The sequence below is a fragment of the Haliovirga abyssi genome, assembly GCF_030295325.1.
In the GTDB taxonomy this organism is placed as follows: Bacteria; Fusobacteriota; Fusobacteriia; order Fusobacteriales; family Haliovirgaceae; genus Haliovirga; species Haliovirga abyssi.
The window spans coordinates 143,371-162,144 of the sequence record NZ_AP027060.1 but is presented as its reverse complement, the minus strand read 5'-3'; the positions used below and the strand labels follow the sequence as shown (position 1 = coordinate 162,144).

At 26.5% G+C, this 18,774-nt stretch carries 16 protein-coding genes; 2 read left to right on the top strand and 14 right to left on the bottom strand.

Going from position 1 to position 18,774, the window contains the following annotated elements:
* Positions 1–39 precede the first annotated feature (39 nt).
* Entirely contained in the window at positions 40–468 is a 429-nt protein-coding gene (locus RDY08_RS11060) for a DUF3783 domain-containing protein (protein ID WP_307905476.1), read from the top strand.
* A gap of 242 nt (positions 469–710) precedes the next feature.
* Here RDY08_RS11060 and RDY08_RS11055 read toward each other — a convergent pair whose 3' ends face one another.
* The 8 genes from RDY08_RS11055 to RDY08_RS11020 form a co-directional block, all read right to left on the bottom strand.
* On the bottom strand, positions 711–2,297 hold the full coding sequence (locus RDY08_RS11055; RefSeq protein WP_307905475.1) for an ABC-F family ATP-binding cassette domain-containing protein: 1,587 nt from the start codon (positions 2,295–2,297) through the stop codon (positions 711–713).
* 223 nt (positions 2,298–2,520) lie between these two features.
* Positions 2,521–3,309 (bottom strand): outer membrane lipoprotein-sorting protein, encoded by a 789-nt coding sequence (locus RDY08_RS11050; protein ID WP_307905474.1) that lies wholly within the window; start codon positions 3,307–3,309, stop codon positions 2,521–2,523.
* Between the two features lie 290 nt (positions 3,310–3,599).
* The gene (locus RDY08_RS11045; RefSeq protein WP_307905473.1) at positions 3,600–5,921 is read right to left on the bottom strand and encodes an efflux RND transporter permease subunit; all 2,322 of its coding nucleotides are present in this window, start codon (positions 5,919–5,921) and stop codon (positions 3,600–3,602) included.
* Between the two features lie 21 nt (positions 5,922–5,942).
* Positions 5,943–7,181 (bottom strand): DUF1302 family protein, encoded by a 1,239-nt coding sequence (locus tag RDY08_RS11040; RefSeq protein WP_307905472.1) that lies wholly within the window; start codon positions 7,179–7,181, stop codon positions 5,943–5,945.
* Positions 7,182–7,495: 314 nt separating this feature from the next.
* Entirely contained in the window at positions 7,496–8,392 is an 897-nt protein-coding gene (locus RDY08_RS11035) for a DMT family transporter (RefSeq protein ID WP_307905471.1), read from the bottom strand.
* A 16-nt stretch (positions 8,393–8,408) separates the two neighbouring features.
* The gene (locus RDY08_RS11030; RefSeq protein ID WP_307905470.1) at positions 8,409–8,621 is read right to left on the bottom strand and encodes a hypothetical protein; all 213 of its coding nucleotides are present in this window, start codon (positions 8,619–8,621) and stop codon (positions 8,409–8,411) included.
* Positions 8,622–8,786: 165 nt separating this feature from the next.
* A complete protein-coding gene (locus RDY08_RS11025) occupies positions 8,787–9,821 on the bottom strand; it encodes a 3-oxoacyl-[acyl-carrier-protein] synthase III C-terminal domain-containing protein (RefSeq protein ID WP_307905469.1) in 1,035 nt (344 codons plus the stop codon).
* Between the two features lie 29 nt (positions 9,822–9,850).
* Positions 9,851–11,089 carry a radical SAM/SPASM domain-containing protein gene (locus tag RDY08_RS11020; protein WP_307905468.1) on the bottom strand — a complete coding sequence of 413 codons (1,239 nt, stop codon included), beginning with the start codon at positions 11,087–11,089 and terminating at the stop codon, positions 9,851–9,853.
* Between the two features lie 188 nt (positions 11,090–11,277).
* Between RDY08_RS11020 and RDY08_RS11015 the strand changes: the two genes are divergently transcribed.
* Positions 11,278–11,889, top strand: coding sequence for a TetR/AcrR family transcriptional regulator (locus RDY08_RS11015; RefSeq protein WP_307905467.1), 612 nt, complete (start codon positions 11,278–11,280; stop codon positions 11,887–11,889).
* Between the two features lie 125 nt (positions 11,890–12,014).
* On the opposite strand, the gene RDY08_RS11010 is transcribed toward RDY08_RS11015, so the two are convergent.
* The 6 genes from RDY08_RS11010 to RDY08_RS10985 all read right to left on the bottom strand — a co-directional run bounded on the left by RDY08_RS11010 (position 12,015) and on the right by RDY08_RS10985 (position 18,766).
* Positions 12,015–13,415 (bottom strand): glycosyl hydrolase family 8, encoded by a 1,401-nt coding sequence (locus tag RDY08_RS11010; RefSeq protein WP_307905673.1) that lies wholly within the window; start codon positions 13,413–13,415, stop codon positions 12,015–12,017.
* 34 nt (positions 13,416–13,449) lie between these two features.
* The gene (locus RDY08_RS11005) at positions 13,450–14,865 is read right to left on the bottom strand and encodes a glycosyl hydrolase family 8 (RefSeq protein ID WP_307905672.1); all 1,416 of its coding nucleotides are present in this window, start codon (positions 14,863–14,865) and stop codon (positions 13,450–13,452) included.
* A gap of 83 nt (positions 14,866–14,948) precedes the next feature.
* Complete coding sequence (locus RDY08_RS11000) at positions 14,949–16,142, bottom strand: ROK family transcriptional regulator (protein WP_307905671.1); 1,194 nt, start codon at positions 16,140–16,142, stop codon at positions 14,949–14,951.
* A gap of 177 nt (positions 16,143–16,319) precedes the next feature.
* Complete coding sequence (nagB, locus tag RDY08_RS10995; RefSeq protein WP_307905670.1) at positions 16,320–17,123, bottom strand: glucosamine-6-phosphate deaminase; 804 nt, start codon at positions 17,121–17,123, stop codon at positions 16,320–16,322.
* The gene (locus RDY08_RS10990; RefSeq protein WP_307905669.1) at positions 17,120–17,329 is read right to left on the bottom strand and encodes a hypothetical protein; all 210 of its coding nucleotides are present in this window, start codon (positions 17,327–17,329) and stop codon (positions 17,120–17,122) included. The genes nagB and RDY08_RS10990 overlap by 4 nt, the downstream gene beginning before the upstream one ends.
* A gap of 330 nt (positions 17,330–17,659) precedes the next feature.
* On the bottom strand, positions 17,660–18,766 hold the full coding sequence (locus tag RDY08_RS10985) for an ABC transporter ATP-binding protein (RefSeq protein ID WP_307905668.1): 1,107 nt from the start codon (positions 18,764–18,766) through the stop codon (positions 17,660–17,662).
* Positions 18,767–18,774: the final 8 nt, after the last annotated feature.

The window sequence follows — 18,774 nt, the reverse complement described above, 5'->3', positions numbered from 1 at the left end:
TTATATGGCTTTAGAAAAAAATGGATGGAGGAATATAAAATGTCATTCGAAAGAATAAATGATGAAATTACAGAAAGACCAGAAGGTAAAAATTGTATATTAGTTTATGGATATAATGACAATGAATTTGAAAAAATATCTTCATATACTAAAAAAATAGGAATAGACAAAATTTTAAAAATTGAATCACAAGAAGTAACTTTAACATTAGAAGATTTAGTCAATGAAATCAAAAATAATAATGATGTTGACAAAGGCATTGAAGAAAAGGCAATTATTTTTAATGCTGTATCTGATAGTGAGTTGCATAATTTTGTACAAGAATTTAAAACTTTAAATTTAAATAGACCGTTATTTGCAGCAGTAACAGAAACTTCTAAAAAATGGAAATTTTCTGATTTAATAAAAGAATTGATGGCTGAAAAAAAAGCATTTGAGGAAAGAAGAAAAAATAAAACAAAAAAATGAGCTACACTTCATCTCGTAGAGCATAAATATTTTTCTGAATTTTTGGTTTCTGAAAAATTTTGCCTTGAAAAATCGCATATTAAAAAAACAGCGTAGCTTATTTTCTGAATAAATTTATACTTTACTAATAAATAAAAAAATCTCTGGAAAAATTAATCTCCAGAGATTTTTTTATTTATAACTTTCCAAACATATTACGTCCGATAATGTATGTTATGTTTTAAAAATATAATCTACTATTATTATTTTTTATTAAGATACTCATCAAATTCTATTTCTTGATTAGTAACCCCTTCTTTTTTAATTTCAATAACTCTATTACAAATAGTTTCTATAAATTGATGATCATGTCCAATTAATAAAATCGTTCCAGGAAAAGCGATCAATCCATTATTTAAAGCTGTAATTGATTCTAGATCTAAATGATTATTTGGCTCATCTAATAATAAGACATTTGCATTTTTTATCATCATTTTAGCTAACATACATCTAACTTTTTCTCCTCCAGATAAAACATTTACTTTCTTTTTAACTTCATCTCCAGTAAATAACATTCTTCCTAAGAAGCTACGTAAAAATGTTTCTGTTTGCTCATTACCAGAAAATTGTCTAAGCCAATCCAATAAATTTAAATCTTTATCTTCAAAATATTTAGAATTATCTTTAGGGAAATATGATCTAGAAGTTGTAACTCCCCAAGTATAACTTCCTTCGTCTGGTTCTAATTCTCCTGCTAATATTTTAAATAAAGTTGTTTTAGCTATTTCATTTTCACTTAAGAAAATAACTTTATCATTTGTCTCAATAGTAAAACTTACATTATTTAACACTTTAACTCCATCAATAGTTTTAGATAAATTTTCAACTTTAAGCAAATTATTTCCAGCTTCCCTATCTTGAGTAAATCCTACGTAAGGAAATTTTCTACTTGATGGTTGTATATCCTCTAAAGTTAATTTTTCCAATTGTTTTTTTCTAGATGTAGCTTGTTTTGCTTTTGATGCATTAGAACTAAATCTTGCGATAAACTCTCTTAATTCTTTTGCTTTTTCTTCCTTTTTCTTATTTTGATTTTTAGCTAATTGCAATGCTAATTGACTAGATTTATACCAAAAATCATAATTTCCAACATATAATTTTATTTTACCATAATCAATATCTGCCATATGTGTACAAATTTTATTTAAAAAATGTCTATCATGCGAAACTACAATTAATGTATTTTTAAAATCTAATAAGAAATTTTCTAACCAGCTTATAGATTTTATGTCCAAATGATTTGTTGGTTCATCTAATAGCAATATATCTGGATTTCCAAAAATAGCTTGTGCTAATAAAACTTTTACTTTTTCAGAACCAGTCAACTCTTTCATTTTTTTGTCGTGTAACTCTCTTGGGATTCCAAGTCCGGTTAATATTGTTGCTGCATTTGATTCTGCATCCCATCCATTTAACTCATCAAATCTTTCTTCTAATTCTGCTGCAATCATTCCATCTTCTTCTGAAAAATCTGGTTTAGAATATATTGCATCTTTTTTTGCTGATATTTCACATAATTCAGTATGACCAATAATTACTGTTTGTAAAACTTTTTCTTCGTCAAATTCAAAATGATCTTGTTTTAAAACGGCAATTCTTTCTCCTGGATCAGTAATTATTTGTCCAGTATCAGATTCAATTTCTCCAGATAAAATCTTTAGAAAAGTTGATTTTCCTGCACCATTTGCTCCTATTACACCATAACAATTTCCTGGCATAAATTTAATATTTACATCTTCGAATAATTTTCTAGCTCCAAATCTCAAACTAACATTAATAACATTTAACATTCTTTTCCTCCATATATTAAAATTTTTTATAAATTTATACTTTCCTAACAAATCAAAAAAATAAAACAGTTGCAAGTCAATTAACTCGCAACTAAATTTATTAAAAACAACAACTTATCTTGACATAATATTATATCATATCTATTTACAAAATTCAATAAAAAAATAGGCTACGCTTAATCTGTCTCTATGTCAAGAATTTAAAAAAAGTAGTTAAGCTGATTTAATTTCTTTCTAAAAATCTTGTTGTAAAATAACTATCCTTTATATTTTCTCTTAACTTTATCTTTTCAATTATCATTTCTGAACTACGACCATTATCTAAATTTTTAATTATTAAATGTGTAGCTCTATAACGATTCCTTTTAACATCTATTTTTTTTATACCTAATGCTTCCATTACTTTACATAGCTCATCATCTTCGTCATAAGATTCAGTTTTCATTACCATATAATTTCTCTTAGAGATATATACTATTTTCTTAAAAAAACCATAGTCATCAGCTATGTCATCATTTTTTGATTTTTGCTCTAATTTCCAACATTTTTCTCCATTTATATTTTCTTCCCCTAAAATTGAATATTTAAAATCCTCTATTTTAAAAGAAGTTATATCTGAATATGAAAACTCTGACCCCATAAAACTTTTTGAACGTTCAGATGCAGCTATTTTTCTTGACTTTCTAAGCGAAGGAAGATATAGCCACATTAAATCATCTTTTTTCTCATAATCATAAGATAAAAAGCCTGTTCCCTTTACATCTGTAGGATATAAAAATCTCATTATTTTTTTTTCTGTATTATCAGAATATAATTTAGAAATAGATGCTATTTTTTGTTTTCTTACATTATTATTTCTATCTTTTGTGATTAAAGAGATTATCATCTCAACTCCATTTAACTTTATAACATCCCTTGATTTGTTAATAATTTCAATTGGTGTTTCTGCTAACATTGTTAAATTTATAACTATAAAAAATAAAATTAGTATGCTTTTCTTTATTTTCATCATTTTTATCGCTCCTTTTATATTTAGTTTTAATAGTCAGTTGCAGAACTCTGCACCCCTTGATTTTATTGCTTTTAAGCTGTATAGACAATTTTATAAACCCTCCACACCTTCGGCGTGTAGGGAGGATAGTGTTTTTGGGGCGTTGCCCCACAAACCCCACGTTAAGGAAGTTTCTTTAACAATCCTCTTTTGACTATATTTTTCAAGGATATTTTGCAACTACCTATATTTAGTTTTAAAGATACTTTTTAGAACTAGATATAAAATTAAATATCTAGTTCTTCTTATTATTATATATTTTCAAAAGCCTCTTTTGAAGGGATTGTAATATCTAATTTTTCTTCATCAATACTAGGTTCCAAAAATTTAGGTTTGAATAAAATACATATTGCAGGCAAAAGTACCATTGCAACTAAAAGACAAGTACTTATTGATACAACTACAAGAAATCCAAAAAATTGTACTGGTAAAAATTTTGACAACATTAAAACTACAAATCCTACAATTACAGATAAAGCATTAAATACAATTCCTCTTCCTGTAGTTGTAATCGTTTTATATAATGCATCTTCTGAATTTTTCCCATTAAATCTTTCATTTCTATAACGCCATAAAAAATGGATTGTATAATCTATTCCAACTCCTATCATTATTGATGTAAGCATCGCTGTTATAATATTTAATTCTATATTAAAGTATCCCATTAACCCAAACAGGATTGTTATTGCAAAAGACAATGGTAATACTGAAAATAGTGCTGCATAAAAAGATTTAAAAAGAACTCCAACTATTACCGCTACAAGAAGAAGTGATAATAAGATACTAATTACTTGCCCACTTACTATTGCATCCATAAGCTCAGAAATAATATCAGCATATCCTCCCATTATTTTAAATGGAGTATTTGGATCTTTTGCAATATAGGCTTTTATATATTTTAGCTCTTTTTTAAATGTATTTACACTTGTAGTTGATATTCTCGCATTTATAAGCGCATGTTTATAATCAAAATCCACAAGTTTTTCTAAATCTTCACTATCGCCACTCATACTATATAATAAAAAATATTGTGCAATTGTATCTCTGCTATTTGGAATTTTATAAAAATTCTCATCTCCATTATGCAAAACTTTATTCATCTGTTTTATAACTTTTGAAATAGACATTACTTGTCCTATTGATTTTCTTTTTGATAGCATATTTTCTAAATCATCTATTTTTTTCATTATAACAGGATCTTTGATATCTCCTTCAGCCACTATCGATAAATTAGTAGAACCGCCAAATTCTTTATTTATTAATTTATATGCTTTTACTATTGGTGTATCTTTACTAAAATAATTTACTGGATTTGTATCTACTACAAGTTTTGCAATTCCCACACCTATTATAAGTGTTATAGCAATTGCTCCAATTAATATTGAAACAAAATTATTCTTAATAAATTTACTTAAATTTTCTAAAATTTTATCAAGAAAATGCTTTTTTCTATCTTTAGTTTTTAATTCTGGTTTTGGTAAAAATGATAATACTGCTGGCAAAAAGGTTATACTTGCTAAAAGTGAAAATCCAACACCAACAGAAGCAAGTATTCCTAATTGTTTTGCTGGAATAATTATATGAGTCATAAGAGACATCAACCCTGCAATAGTTGTAATTCCTGTGGCTATAACTGGACCTCCTAAACTTTCAACTATATTTTTAATCAAACTATTTTGATCTTTTTTAGGATACTCTATTAAATTTTCCTGATATTTTGCAATTACATGAATTCCATAATCATTTGCAACTGCAATTAATATAACTGGTAAAATTATTGTTACAAATTGTATTTTCCAACCTAAAATAGGTATTATTCCAACTGAAACAATTATTGACATAACAACAATAATAAATGGAAGCAAAACTCCACTAATAGATCTAAAACAGAAAAATAAAAATATAAGCATTATCAAAAGTCCTGCTGGAAGAAACTTTCTCATATCGGTTTTCATATACTCTGATGTTACTGCTCGTGAAACTGGAACTCCTCCAATCTCTATTTTTTCATTACCTGGATATTTTTTTAATATTTTATCTATACTACTTAATATCTTTTCATCATCTGAATTTGGTTTTAATATTGCTATTATTGCTGTTGATTTAAAATCGCTTGAAACTATATTTTTATAAATCATATCATTGTTTTTTATTCTATCCTTTAATTTTAACATTCCATTATTACCTCTCGGAACTTTTTTTAATAATGGTTCAACAATTAAACTTCCATCCTCCGCCTTTAAATCTTTATATGTATATAAACTTGTAACTTTTTCTACTTGAACAACTTTTTCAAGATTTTTAGATATTTTTATTACCCTTTTTAATGTATTTTTATTAAATATAGAATCTTTTGCTGTAAATGTTATCATTACAAATTCTGTTCCTTTAAACATTTTTTCAATTTGGTCCATTCTTATCCTTGATGGCATATTGCTTGGCAATTCACTTTTTAAATCAGTATCAATTTTTGCTTTTGGAATTTGAATAGCAAAAAATATTGTTATTCCAACAAAAACTAAAATTACAATTACCCTAAATTTCAATGCTATTTGTGCTAATTTTTCAAACATTTTCATCACTCCTTTTAAATTTTAAAATGATATTTTTAATTCTAAATAATTTCTATTTAGATCATCTTTTATCAAATCTATTAAAGTCCCTTTATCTCCAAAATAACTATCATTCCCTAATATTGCAATAAAATCATCTGTAATATTATATGAAATTTTTGTTTTAAAGATACTCTCTTTTGTTGTTAAATTATAACTACCGACGTTTTCTATATGTAATTGTTCATACATTAAACTCCAATCTATTTTATATAATAAAGAGTTTTGAATCTTTGCCGTCTGTTTAGAAATTAATCTATTTCTCATTTCAACATCATAATACGGAGTTATTTTAAGATCCTTGTACTCATCTATATATTTTTCATAATATTGAAATATCGTAGAAATGCTTTTTAAAAAAGTTTTATCTACACTTAATGTATACTCCAATTCTGAATATGGGATATAATATTTCTCATTTTCTAAATAATTTTTATATGCACATTCTCCAGATATTCTATATGATTTTATCGTTGTAGAAAAATCAGCTCCATAAACCTCTTCTTTATATGGAATTAAAATTGGTGTTGGAGTAGTTTTAGAACTATCCACTGCTATCCCTCTGTTTAATGAATATCCATTAACATAAGATATCGATGTATCTACTACTGGAAATTCAAAATTAACTTTCAATGCCTTTGTTTCATAATTTTTATAATCCCCTTCTAAAATATCTTCTCCTGTTTTTAAATTTGGTGACGAACTATATTTAGGAATAAATAATCCTATAATTCTAATATTATTTAATGAAATTTTTGATTTCAACATAAAATTAGCTAATTTTTGATCATCAGATTCAGAAGATAGTATATTTAAATCTTTAGGAGTAATATTATCTGTAGGATTTATCCCGTCTGATCTTCCCCAAGATATAATCTGTTTCCCAATTCTAAAATCTAAATTTTTAAAATAATAATTTAAATAAGCCTCTCTTAATATAATACTTTTATTGTCTATAATTATGTTTGCATATCCATCTCCAAACTCTCCTTTTTTCATATTAAACTTTAATGACAATTGTGAATATGAATTTGAAAAATCATCTAATGAATCATTACTATAAATTGCAGATTTTAAATTACCATTTATAGTATAGGATAACTTTTTGCCTCCTGAATTATCAGACATTTCCATTGCAGAATCAAATAAACTATCCTCTGCAAAAATATAATTTGATAAAGTAATACAAAATAAAAAACAAAACATAATTTTTTTCAACATATTTCGACCTCCTCTGATTTTTTAGAATTATTTAAAAATAGTTTCTCTGAAACAATTATACAAAATCAAACGAACGTTTGTCAAGTTTTTTTATGTGATAAAAGCATATTTCCTTTTGTATGTAAGAAAATATGCTTTCAAATATAAAATGTATTACACTCTTCCTTCTTTTAATACTTTTTCTGAATATATTGCTATATTTATTTTAGCTAAATCTGTTAGATGATACCAGTCTAACGGTTCAGTACCACCTCATAAGAGTCAGCGCAACGTTTCTCGAAATGATGGCTTCTGCACATTGTCGTGCGAAGAAACTATTTTTTTATCTTAATAATTTTAAATCCCTTTTCAGAAATATATACTCCGCTTAAAGTCAATATTCCACCTAAAATTATAAATATTGTTATTGTTTCATTTATAATAAGAACTGATGTCCCTATGGTAATTATTGGAACAAGATATATATAATTACTTGCTTTGATTGCCCCTATAATACTAACAGCTTTATTCCACATAACAAAACAAAGAGTCGATGCCGCTACCCCCAAAAATACAATATTCCAAAATACCTCTGGAATTAAAAGCTTATTCGGTGAAAATTGTTCATGTTTTAAGAATATAATCGGTATCATACATATAATCCCATAAAAAAATATTTTTCTAGTTATAAATAAATAGTTGTATTTATTATTTATCTTTTTCAATAAATTTGAGTAAATGGAGAAGGAAAGAGCGGCAATTAATGCTAAAATATCACCTATAGGATTCAGCTTTAAAATAAATTTTCCATTAAATATTATTAAAAATACCCCTATTATAGCAATAAGAAAACCATATATCAATTCTTTCCTGAATTTTTCATCTTTTGTCCCAAATACAACTATTAAAGATGTAATTATGGGTATTGTTGACATAAATAATCCTACATTAGATGCCAATGTGTACTTTAACGCAATATTTTCAAGTAAAAAGTACATAAATATACCAAAAAAACCCAAGAAAAAAAATAATATTTCTTCCTTTGCCGAATTCACCTTTTTTATTTTAGGATAAATCACTAATAATAAAATATATGCAACTAAAAATCTGTAGAATAATATTTCTATTGGCGTTAAATGAACCAATAAAACTTTTGTTGAAACAAACGTTACACCCCAAATAAATATTGTCATCAATGTCATTAAATGCCCTAAAATTATATTATTTTTCACTATAACATCTCCTTTATTATTTTTTATTTATTTCGAACATAAATAGTTGGCTCTTATTATTCAAAATATTAATTTCGATTTCTTTTTTAGAAGAAATATCTACGCTATAAATTTTCATAGGTTTAATTCTTATTCGAATATCATTAATAATTATTTCTTCTTCATACATCGTTGCTAAATAATAATAAGTCTCTTCTTTACCAAATGAATTTCCATATAATTTTATCATATTTAACTACTTACATAACAATTTGTTTTTTATTTGAAATTTTATAAAGCAATTAAAAATTATCCGTCATCTCAAATTTTAGCAATTTTTTTTACCACCCATCATATGTTATATATTTTTAAATTTTTACTATATTTTATTATAAATAAACTTTATTTTACTCCTTTAAAAATTGCAATTATATCCCATTACAGCATATTGCCACCTAGTATTTTCAGCAGCATATATCATTATTTTATTACCTTTTTTTAATTTCCCCAAATCATATGCTTTTTTTAAAGCAAGTGGCACTGCTGCATTAACAAGACTTCCTCCTTCTGCTCCGACACTAATTATTTTATCACTATCAAGATTAAAATATTCTATTACTTTTGATGCCATTCTTGGAGAATCTATTGGGAGTATGTAGTAATTAAAATCTTCAATTTTACTATTTGATTTTCCCAAAAATTCTTCTACTGCTTCAATCATAACCCCTGGAATTAATTGTTCCGTTGCTAAAGCATTTTGATGTATTGGGATATCCTCATTCTTAAAATTACCATTCGGATAAGGATTTACTGACCCACCTACCTCAATTAAAGAACCAAATGGTGAATTTGGGCGTGAAGAGCCCATTATTGTTCCAAAAAAATTATCTATTTCTGATTTTTCAACAACAACGGCTCCAGCGGCATCTCCAAATAGCATTAAATTATATAAAGCTTTTAATGGAAATTCTTTTAGATTTTTAAATAAAAAGGATAATCTTGAAGATGTTAGATCTGCTCCAACAACTAAAATTTTTTTTGCCATGCCTGTAGCAATATATTGTTTTGCAGTAATAATTGCATTACCAAATCCAGAGCATCCTGAACGAATATCTATTCCCATACATTTTTTTATACCTAATTTTTCTTGTAATATTACATAATTAGGTGGAAGGATATAGTCTGGAGTAGATGTAGAATATATAATCATATCTATTTCATCATTTTTAACTTTAGCCATTTCCATCGCTTCAATAGAGGCGTGATATGCCATTTCACTATTTCTTATTTCAACGCTTCCATCTAAAATATTTATTGCACTATACCTTGTTTTGTGAGGAATTTTTTTATCTATAAATCTTGCTTTTTTACCAAATATATTTATATAATCATTATTTGAAACAACAGAATGAATATATGTTCCTATTCCTGATATTTTTGTACCATTCACTGTAATCTCCTCCTATTTTTTCAACATTTTTAAGCATCATTTTCTTTTACTTCATAATTTTTTAAATTATCATAAAATTTAGCAATTCCATCATTAACAATACATTTATTCGCTATTTTTTTTGAAACTTCTTCATTGTAAGGCGCCAACATTCCATCCTTTATCTCCTCTTTCATTGCTTTACTTACACGTTTACCATAACAAGTTTTTCCTGTCCCTTTAAATAAAGAATTAATTTTAGAATAGGCACTTATAAATCCATCTTCTTTAACATTTCCAAACGTTAAAGGAACACATACACATGGAGTCAATGCTCCATCATTATTTATAGTTACATAAGTATAACCTGCTCCACATCCTATAAAATTATGACTTTCCAATTGAGAAAAAAGTAGAATATTTGGGTAATTTGGATTTTTTAATGATTTTTCATGAATTTCTCGAGTCCATTTCATTGCATTAATATAAAGCCTTTTATAATTTTTACCTTCAAGATTTCCTTGTGGAATTGGTAATATTACTCTTATTTCATCAGCACCAAGTTCTCTTACAAAATTTATATATTTATAAAATACTTCACGATCACATAAATCATCTGTCACACATAAAGTTACTCCTGTATAGATATTTGCTTCTTTTAATGCTTTTATAGCTGTCATTGTCATTTCATATGCTTTTGGATATCCTCTCATTGTATTTACAATCTTTTCATCATAATGATCTAAACTTATTAAACATCTCGTAACATTTGTTTTTGATAATTTTTTTGCAAAACTATTATCTATTTTATAACCAGTTGTATAAAATAATCCCTCCATTCCATCAGGAATTAATTTTAATATATCTAGTATATCATCTCTAAGCATTGGCTCGCCACCAGTAATTCCAATAACTGTTGTTCCTGCTTCATACGCTTCATCAATTGTTCTTTTAATAACTTCAATTTCAAGATCCCCATTATCTTTATAACTTGATCTAAAGCAATGCCAACAATTACAATGACATCTTCCAGTTACAACAATATCCATCCATAAAGGAACATTCTCTCCTTTAGATACCCTATATGTTCCTTCAAAAAATCTATCCCAAGCTCTTCCAGGAAATGATGGAAACATACAATTGACATAAGTTCTATTATGTACTAAATCCTCTGTAAATTTTTGAACTTTAAAAAAATTACTTTGATGTTTTATTATCCCCTCCTGTATAGAACTAAGCATTGAATTCATTACAGAATCTGTTCCAATGTAAATTTTTTTTTCTTTCATAAAACTCCTCCTTTTTTTTGTAATTCATATTTAACTCCACACTGGTTAAATATAAATATTTAATAAAATTTTATCATTTAAACGAACGTTTGTCAAGCTATAAAAATTATGATATAATATTTGTAAAATATATATGTATAGTGTTATAATATATTTAAATTTATAAAAAATACTTGGAGGTAGAAATAATGGAAAAAGAGTTGTCTGCAAAAGAAAAGTTATTACAAGTATCTATAAAACTTTTTGCTAAAAAGGGGTTTTCAGCTACAGGAGTTCGAGAACTTGTAAAGGAAGCTGGTATAAATATATCAATGGTAAATTATTATTATAACTCTAAAGTTGGAATATTAAAAGAGATTATAACTATATTTTATGACAAATTATATACAGAAATATCTGCTGCAATAGATAAAAATGATAATTTTGAAACAAGGATAAGAAAAGCTGGAAGAGCTACAATAAAATTAATTAAGGGAAATGAAGATATGTTTAAAATATCTATTTTTGAATTTCCATATGAACATGATGATATTAAAGAGATTAAAAAAGAAAAAGTTATGAAAATTATGAAACTTCTTTATGGTACACTTTTTGAAAATCTAAGTACTATAAAAAATGAAAAATTAAATTTAGAAATTGCTATTCCTGCATTTACGGGAATATATTTTTCACATTTTATGTTTAAACCTATGCTTGAAGTAGTAACTAATACAGATTTTAATGATGAATTTTATGAGAATTATTCAGATTATATTACAGATATATATCTTTATGGAATTATGAATAAATTAAAAAAATAATAAAAAGAAAAACAGCTTAAATTATATTTTTAGCTGTTTTTCTTTTCCTGATGAAGACATAACATTAATAAAATTCATATATTAATAGACCCATAAAAAAATATCTTTTTATGGGTCTATTAATTTTATTCTCCTATAACATTTACCAAATTGCCTGAAGCAATTATTAAAGCTTGCATTTTTATAGCATTTCCAAAATATTCTGAATCTCCAATTTTTGTATCTATAATATTTTCCCATAATTTATTTATCCACTCTTGGTTATTTTCTCCTACGCATCCACTTACTAAAAATGGTGCAGTGAACGATAAATCTTCGCCCCAAGTATTTCTGTCATCAATTACTTTTCCTACCTCGCCATTTCTTATGTAATAACCTGGATATATTTTTTCTGGATCTTCCATACTATTTTTTTTGACCCAATTATTTAATATTTTTATGGATGAAGTTATCTTTTGTGATTTGTTATAGATTACATCTACTGAAAATCTCCACGGATCACGACAAGCATTCCAATTATAATCTCCATCATTATCTCCTTCTAAAACATTTCCAATAGCTGGAGTATAATTCCCATTTTCATCTTTTTGTAGAAAATCAGCTACTAATCCTGTGTTTTTACTCCATTTATTTACATTATAATTTATTATAGCTTCTGTTTTTTCTAAAATATTTGTCCATTCTTTACTATTTTCTTTGTCTATATTAGAAAACGCTCTTAAATGATCTAGAATAAAATCAGAAGATCTTGTTATTGTTAAATATTTCTTATTTTCTTTGATTTCTCCATTTTTAATAGAATTTAAGACCCAATCTCCTAGCAAAAGAATGTGTTCCTTTTTATTCACTTCATTTTTCATTATAGCCTTTATCACTTTTAATGCTTCTTCTTTATAATTGATCTCTCCATTACTTCCCCATATTTTATCTGCTATTAATAAAGAGTAAGCTATATCCATATCTCCATCTATTGCAGAGTCTGCTCCTTCTTCTATATTTTTTACATCTGTTACTTCTCCAGTTACTGTATCTCCTTTTTTTTCTAGCCCAATCCCAACCTCTTGCCAACACATTAAGTCGTTACTAAATCTACTCGGATGTGCTCTAAAAAATCTATAAAGTGCATTGAATTGCTCTTTATAATTATTTATATTATTTTTATCAATGTTTGCCATAGAAGCCGTAATAATCATTGCATACCCTTGAGATTCAGATGTAGTTACAGCATTTGCTGGATCAAACCAATCGGATAAAGCATCTGGATCTTTTCTTGCTTCTACTCCATAATCTAAATATATTTGTTCTGGATTTTTATTCGGAACTATTTTTAGATATTGTTCTTTCCAACTTTTATAAAATGTTACTATATCTCTTTTTAAGGCTTTATCTGATTTTAAATTTGGTTTTATTATTTTCACATCTTTTGAAGAGGTGTTTTGTATAGTTTTTATTTTTGTATTAGCACACCCTATTACTGAAATTAATATTACTAAAAATAGTAATTTTTTTATCATTATTCTTCTCATCTTTATTCCCTCCAATTATAAAAATTAAACGCTTTTATTGAATGTTAATCCAATTTCCAGATGCAATTATTAAAGCTTGCATTTTTAAAACATTCCCAAAATATACTTCATCGTCAATAGGAATCTCTAATAAATGAGACCACAGATCATTTAGCCATTTTTGGTTTTCTTGACCGATACAAGCACTAATTAAAAATGGTGCTGTAAATGATATATCTTCTCCCCATCCATATCGATCACCAATAATTTCTCCTGCTTTTCCATCTCGTATATAGTATCCAGGTCTAATTTCTTCTGGAATATTTCCTGTTTTTTCCCTAATCCATCTGTTTAATTTTACTAAACCTAATAATACAGTTCTATTATTACTATAGATTGTATCAACTGAAAATCTCCACGGATCACGGCAAGCATTCCAATTATAATCTCCTTCATTTTCATCGCCTTCTACAACCGCTCCTTTTACTGGGATATAATACCCACTAATATTTTTTTGTAAATAATCAGCAACTAATCCTGTTTTACTTCCCCAATTAGTAGTATTATAATTTATTATATTTTCTGATTTATTTAAGACATTTAACCACTCTTCTCTATTTTCTAAATCTACTTTTGAAAATGTATCAAAATAATTTAGAATTAAATTTGAAGATTTTACAATTGTTAAATGTTTTATCCCCTCTTTTTTATCTACTGGATTTCTTCCGCTGGCATATTTTAAAACCCAATCTCCCATTAATGGAATATGCTCCTTTCTGTTTATTTCACTGTTCATTATAGCTTTTATTACTTTCAATCCCTCTGATCTATAATCTATTTCTCCATCGCTTCCCCATATTTCATTAGCTATTAATAATGAATATGCTATATCCATATCTCCCTCTATTGATGAATAAGGTCCGTCAGTTGTATTTTCTATATCCAAAACTTCTCCTTCTACAATTGATCCATTTTTTTCTAAGCCAATACCTAACTCTTGCAGGCACATTAAATCTCTATTGTATTTACTTGGATGAGCTCTAAAAAATCTATAAAGTGCATTGAATTTTTTTTGGAAATTGTCTTTATTATCTTTATCGATGTTTGCCATAGAAGCCGTAATAATCATTGCATACCCTTGAGACTCTGAAGTTGCTACTACGTTAAATGGTTTAAACCAATCTTGCAAAGCATCAGAATCTTCTCTCGCTTCTACTCCATAATCTAAATATGTTTGTTCTGGAAATACACCTCTTACTTTTTTTATATACTTTGATTCCCATTCTTTATAAAAATTTATTACATCTTTGTTTAAATTTTCATCTGATTTTAAATTTGGTTTTATTATTTTTATATTTGCAAGATCTATTTTTTTTAAATTACTTTTCTCTGAATTAATATTTATATTATTACAACCTACCATTAAAATTAAATTTATTAAACTAATTATTATTAACACCCTTTTTTTCATAAATATAACCTCCCTATATAGCAAATATTATTAGAGACAGCTTAAAAAATAGATGATTTTCCCATTTTTTTCAAACTATTGCTTTAAGAAACTTTACTTCTGAAAAAGTCTTCAAAAAACAGTTTTATTCCATTTTCAGATGCCCCTATTAATCCTATCTCATCATCAAATCCTGAATAAGTAACCAAAGTATCAAAAGGAATATAATTTTTTATAAAAAGTCTGATTTCATCTAAAAATATTTTTCCTAATACTTTTATTAATCCACCAATTATTATGACTTCTATACCTAATATTGATACTATATTTGATATGAAAATACCTAGCTCTTCTGCTAAATATTTTATTTTTTTATTAGAATACTCATCGCCTAAAGATGCCGCTTTTCCTAAAATATCCAAATTTATTTTGTCACTATTTCCACTTACTAATTCTCTAATAATTGTATTTTCTCCATTTTCTAAATCTTTTTTTATATCAGAATATATCTTTTCTATATTCAATTCATCTTCTAAACTAATTAACTCTCCATTGCCATTTCTTATTATTGAAAATCCAATTTCTCCTACTTCTCCAGATTTTCCTTTCAAAAGATTGTTATTTAATATTATCCCTGCTCCTAACCCTTTATCAATTTTTATATATGTTAAATATGAAAATGAATTTCCCAATCCTTTTTCATATTCTGCTATAACATCTAAATTTACATCATTTTCTATTATGATTTTTTTATTAAATTTTTCTTCTAAATCTTTAAAAAGTGGTTTTTTATAAAACCATTCTTTTTTATCTACATATTCTAATTCATTATTTTCTTTTAAAACTCCTGGAGTTGATATACTAACATTCACTATATCATCTTCCGATATTTTGTTATTCAATAGCATATTTTCAATTGATTGAATTAATTCTCCTAAAACATTTTCATATTTTTTAGATGTAACTCTTATTTTCAATTTATCAATCATTTCACTTTTTAGATTAGATATTCCTATATAAATTTCATCTAATGACAAATCTATAACTACTATATATCCATAATTATAATTAACATCATAAAAAGTTACTTTTCTGCCACCCATAGAGCTTGATTTTCCTGCTTTTATTAATAAATTCTCATCTACCAATCTTTCAACATTAGTAGAAATTGATGGTGCACTTAAATTTATAAATTTCTTTATATCTGCTCTTGATAATGGACCATTTGTTCTTAAAAGTTCTATAATAAGTTTTTTATTTCTTTCTTTAACATAATTTTGATTTCCAACTACACGCATTTTATCATCTCCTATAGAATGTTAAAAAAATAAGTTTCTTATATTTTTAAACCATTCCTATGTATTATAAACCTTTTATAGTTTATCACATTTTTTTACTTTTGTTAAGAAAGTTTAATTAGAGATAACTTATAAGGGAAAATTAAAAAATAAATTTTATATATTTTTAATCTGTTTCTAAAGCTCTTTTTCTAAATTATCAACATCTAAAAACTCTTTTTCAATATCTTTAAAATAATTTACTGTTTTTACCTTTAATTCCATTGTTGCTTTTTCATCACACACTAATATTCCATATCTATGTAGTTGCAAGGCAGATATTGTCCACATGTGATTTACACTTCCTTCTACTCCATTATAAACTGCTAATGATTTTTTATAGCCTGTTGCCATTATCAACACTTCTCTTGCTCCAAGTATTGTTCCTACCCCTACTGTTAATGCTACTTTTGGAACATTTTCTATTTTTCTTCCAAAAAATCTAGAGTTTACTATTCTTGTATCTTCTGTTAATTCTTTTGTTCTTGTTTTTGAACTTAGTGATGATCCTGGTTCATTAAATGCTATATGTCCATCTTCTCCTACTCCACCTATAAATAGGTCTATTCCTCCATAACTTTCTATTTTTTTCTCATACTCTGCACATTCTTCATCTAAATCTTTAGCATTTCCATTTAATATATTTATATTTTCTTCTTTTATATCTATATGGTTAAAAAAATTCTCTTTCATAAATGTATGATAACTTTCTGGATGATTTTCTGGTAAATTTACATATTCATCCATATTAAATGTTACCACATTTTTAAAACTAACTTTTCCTTTTTTATTTAATTCTATTAATTTATTATACATTTTTATTGGTGTGCTTCCTGTTGGCAATCCCAATACAAATAGCTTTTCTGATTTATGCAAATTTATTTTTTTGGCAACATATATTGCTGCCCATTCTCCTACAGATTCGTTTATTATTAATCTCATGATATCTCCTTTTCTAATTCATTCATTATTTTCAATAATAATTTAACTTGATTTTTTATATCCTTATAATTTAATTTTTCCTTTGTCATGTTATCTTTTTTCATTGTTAGTAGACATAATGTTATCAAATCTTTTTCTTCCCATATACTATTTTTCTTTATTTTTATAAATTTTTTTATCTTCTCTACATTTATTTTAGCATCCATTTTATGCTCCTTATTTGTAATTAACTTTATATAATTTTATATTTTTATCTGTTGAGTGAGAATCTATCTCTCCTACAAATCATAATCCATTAAAATTATATTGCAACATCCTTCTGTAGGGGCGAACCTATGTGTTCGCCCTGCTTTTTATATTTTACAAATAATAATAGTTATTATTATAAAGGTTCTTTATAAGGTCCATTGTAGGAATCGTAAGGGCAATCGTAAGGGCAATTCATGAATTGCCCCTACAAGTTTCCCAAAATCTAACATCATTTAATTCCCAACCCATAATTCTAGGCGAACACATAGGTTCGCCCCTACATATCTTTATAAACTTATATTTTCTTCTGTCTCTTTATCAAATATATGACATTTAGTTGTATCAAACCATATTTCATATTTTTCTCCTGATTTTACTGTTACTCCTTCACTTCCTAATCTTGCTATATATTGATTTTTTCCCGGTGTGAAATATACAAATACTTCATTTCCCATTTGTTCCACTACATATATTTCTGAATTTACATAATTATCTTTTTCATTTGGATGTGTTTCATGACTTCCTATATGTTCTGGTCTTATTCCAAACCATACTTCTTTCCCTACATATTTTTGTACTTTATCTGCTTTTTCTTTTGGCAATCTTAATTTCATATGTTCTGTTACTACATATGTTGTCTCTCCTTCTTTTTCTAGTTTTGCTTCTACTATATTCATTGATGGACTTCCTATAAATCCTGCTACAAATTTATTTTCTGGTTTATTATATAAATTTAATGGAGTGTCTACTTGTTTTATTACCCCTAATTCCATTACACATATTCTATCTCCCATTGTCATTGCTTCTACTTGATCATGAGTTACATATATCATTGTTGTTCCCAATTTTTTATGTAATTTTGTTATCTCTACTCTCATATGAACCCTTAATTGAGCATCCAAATTTGACAACGGTTCATCAAATAAAAACACTTTCGGATCTCTTACTATTGCTCTTCCCACCGCTACTCTTTGTCTTTGTCCTCCTGACATCTCTTTTGGTTTTCTATCTAATAGATCTGTTATTCCTAATATTTCTGCTGCATTTTTTACTCTTTTGTCTATCTCTTCTTTTGGTGTTTTGGCTAATTTTAATCCAAATGCCATATTATCATATACATTCATATGTGGATACAAGGCATAATTTTGGAATACCATTGCTATTCCTCTATCTTTTGGCGGCAACTCATTTACTATTGTATCTCCTATTGCTACTGTTCCTCCTGTTATCTCTTCTAGTCCTGCTATCATTCTTAATGTTGTTGATTTTGCACAACCTGATGGTCCTACAAATACCATAAATTCTCCATCTTTTATTTCCAAATTGTGTCCATGTACTGCTTTAAATCCATTTGGATATGTTTTTTCCATATCTTTTAATATTACTTTTGCCATTTTTACCT